Below are 3214 nucleotides of genomic sequence, written 5' to 3'. Positions count from 1 at the left end.
GCCGATCATCGCCTGCGACGCCTGGAAGCCCGCCCGATGGACGGCGAGGCGCGCGCCGCAGACGCCGAAGGCGATCGCGGCCACCATCGGCCCGATCAGCAGGGCTGCGGGAAAGCGCGCGAGGTGCAGGCCGAGGGCGAGGACCGCGGAGGTGGCGACGAGCGCCGCCCAGAGGCCGATCGTGCGGAAGGCGGGCAACGGAGGCTGGCCGGATGGGCGCCGGACGGCGCGGGAGCGGGAAGCGCCGCGCTACACCGCTTCCCGTCCCCTGTCACGGCGGGACGGCTGCGCCGCGCGACAGGGCGGGGCGGCCGTATCCCCCTCCTCGCGGCAGGCCTGCGTGCCGGCCGGCGCATGGGCGCGCAGGAAGGCGGCCAGGTGCGCGAGGCCCGGGGCCCGCGGGTCGCTGCCGCGCCAGGCCAGCGCGATGGTGCGGCCCGGCCCGTCCGCGGCAAAGCCCCGCGTCACCGTGAGCCCGCTCGGATCGGGTCCGCTCGGGACGGCGAGGCCCGGCAGCAGGGTGTAGCCCGAGCCCGCGGCCACCATCGAGCGCAGGGTCTCCAGGCTGGTGGCGTGGCGGCCGGCCGAACCGCCGGCGCCGCAGGCGGCGATGGTCTGGTCGCGCAGGCAGTTGCCCTCGTCCAGGAGGAGCAGGTCCGGCCCGCTGATGTCGGAGGTGCGCAGGCCGTCCACCCGGGCGAGCGCGTGCTCGGCCGGGCAGGCGAGCCAGAACGGCTCCACGAACAGCGGCGCGACGGCCAGGCCCGCGGCCGGCAGCGGCAGGGAGACCAGGGCGGCGTCGATGCGTCCCTCGCGCAGGCCGTCGAGGATCTCGGCGGTGCGCAACTCGCTCAAGGAGAGCGAAAGCAGGGGGAATTCCCGGCGCAGCAGGCGCAGCGTCAGGGGGAAGTAATAGGGGCCGAGCGTCTGGATCGCGGCCAGCACCAGCCGGCCCGTGAGGGGCGAGCCTCGGCCTTCGGTGGCCAGCGCCAGCAGGCGCTGCGCCTCGGCCAGCACCGTGCGGGCCTGCCGCACGATGCCCTGCCCGGCGGCCGTGAGCAGGACGCGCCGGCTGGAGCGCTCGAACAGCGCCAGCCCCAGGGCGGCTTCGAGCTTGCGCACCTGCACGCTCAGGGTTGGCTGGCTGACGTTGCAGCGCTCGGCCGCCCGGCCGAAATGCCCCTCGTCGGCGATGGCCACCACGTATTCCAGGTCGCGCAGGGACAGGCCGGCGATATTCATAGACGGCATCTATCACGATGTTTGCGACGATGCATTTGCCAATGGGTCGTACGAGGTTCATAACCCGTGTCCAGAACGGTTCCAGGCTGCGGCATCCCGCGCCGGACCGCGTCCACCGCACGGAGGAACGACAGGCATGAGCGACCAGCGTCCGATCTTGACGACCCGTCAGGGCCATCCGGTCCGCGATAACCAGAGCACCCGCACCGTCGGCGAGCGCGGTCCCGCGACCCTCGAGAACTACCAGTTCATCGAGAAGATCACGCATTTCGACCGCGAGCGCATCCCGGAGCGCGTGGTGCACGCCCGCGGCGCCGGCGCCCACGGCTACTTCGAGGCCTACGGCAAGATCGGCAACGAGCCGGCCTCCAAGTACACCCGCGCCCGCGTGCTGAACGAGACCGGCGTCAAGACGCCGATGTTCGTGCGCTTCTCCACCGTGGCCGGCGCCAAGGAGAGCCCTGAGACCGAGCGCGATCCGCGCGGGTTTGCCGTCAAGTTCAAGACGGTGGACGGCAACTGGGACCTCGTGGGCAACAACCTCAAGGTCTTCTTCATCCGCGACGCGATCAAGTTCCCCGACATGATCCACGCGTTCAAGCCCGATCCGGTGACGAACCGGCAGGAGGCGTGGCGCTTCTTCGACTTCGTGGCCCAGCACCCCGAAGCGATCCACATGGTGACGCACCTGAAGTCGCCCTGGGGCATCCCCGCCAACTATCGGGAGATGGAGGGGTCGGGCGTCAACACCTACAAGCTCGTCAACGATGCCGGCGAGGCGGTGCTTGCCAAGTTCCATTGGGAGCCCAAGCAGGGCGTGCGCAACCTGACCTCGGCCCAGGCCGCCGAGATCCAGGGCAAGGACGTCGGCCACGCCACCCGCGACCTCTACGACAACATCTCCAAGGGCAACTTCCCCGAGTGGGAATTCTGCGTGCAGATCATGCCGGACGGCCCGAACGACCACCTGTCGTTCGATCCGCTCGACGACACCAAGCTGTGGCCGGTCGAGGACTTCCCGCTGCTGCCGGTGGGCCGCATGGTGCTCGACCGCGTACCCGACAACTTCTTCGCGGAGGTCGAGCAGTCGGCCTTCGGCACGGGCGTGCTGGTCGACGGCATCGACTTCTCCGACGACAAGATGCTCCAGGGGCGGACGCTGTCCTACTCGGACACGCAGCGCTACCGCGTCGGCGCCAACTACCTGCAGCTGCCGATCAACGCGCCGCAGCCCGGCGTGAAGGTCTATTCGAACCAGCGCGACGGCCAGATGACCTACGGCGTCGACGGCCACGGCCAGAACCGGCACATCAACTACGAGCCCTCCACCATCGGCGAGGGGCTGGCCGAGGCCCCGAAGCCCGCCCGTGACTACCACCAGCCGGTCCAAGGCCAGCTCGGCCGCTACCAGACCTCGCGCACCGAGGACGACTACGCCCAGGCCGGCGTGCGCTACCGCTCGTTCCAGGATTGGGAGCGCGACGACCTGATCGCCAACCTCGTCGGCGACATGAAGCAGTGCCCCGAGGCGATCCAGCTCCGGATGGTCTGGCACTTCTGGCACGCGGACGAGGATTACGGCCGCCGCGTCGCGGACGGCGCCGGCATCGACCTGGAGAAGGCCAAGGCCCTGCCGCCCCTGCCGGGCCGCGCCGCCCCGCACAAGCGCCTCCAGTCCGAGACCTACACGGACGGCTCCCACGCCCACCGGGTCGCCGCCGAGTAGTTTTTCTCCGCGGTCGTCCGACCTGAAACCCCAGCCCCGCGCGGTCGTCCGACCTGAAACCCCAGCCCCGCGCGGTCCGCCGACCGCGCGAGGCTTTTCGTTGTCGTCCCCGATGCGGATAGACTCCGGCACGGGCTCCTTCCTCGCGCGACCCTCGCTCGCAGTGGCTCCCTGCTTCACACATCTGAGCAGGGGAACCGGAGAGGTCGTCCGAAGGGCTGTGCGGACCCCCTCTCCCGTGCGGGA

General features: G+C 70.7%; 2 protein-coding genes and 1 pseudogene. 1 reads left to right on the top strand and 2 read right to left on the bottom strand.

The features are described 5' to 3' along the window. Together COGEMETH_RS25380 and COGEMETH_RS25375 are read right to left on the bottom strand one after the other, a co-directional pair. A pseudogene (locus tag COGEMETH_RS25380) lies at positions 1–198 on the bottom strand (AbrB family transcriptional regulator); the annotation flags it as partial. A gap of 51 nt (positions 199–249) precedes the next feature. Continuing rightward, complete coding sequence (locus tag COGEMETH_RS25375; RefSeq protein WP_238185430.1) at positions 250–1242, bottom strand: LysR substrate-binding domain-containing protein; 993 nt, start codon at positions 1240–1242, stop codon at positions 250–252. A gap of 136 nt (positions 1243–1378) precedes the next feature. On the opposite strand from COGEMETH_RS25375, the gene COGEMETH_RS25370 reads away from it, so the two are divergent. Beyond that, positions 1379–2968, top strand: coding sequence for a catalase (locus COGEMETH_RS25370; RefSeq protein ID WP_238185429.1), 1590 nt, complete (start codon positions 1379–1381; stop codon positions 2966–2968). The last annotated feature ends 246 nt before the right edge of the window (positions 2969–3214 follow it).

This window comes from Methylobacterium trifolii (genome assembly GCF_022179685.1).
GTDB lineage: Bacteria > Pseudomonadota > Alphaproteobacteria > Rhizobiales > Beijerinckiaceae > Methylobacterium > Methylobacterium trifolii.
This window is presented reverse-complemented; position numbering and strand designations above follow the sequence as displayed.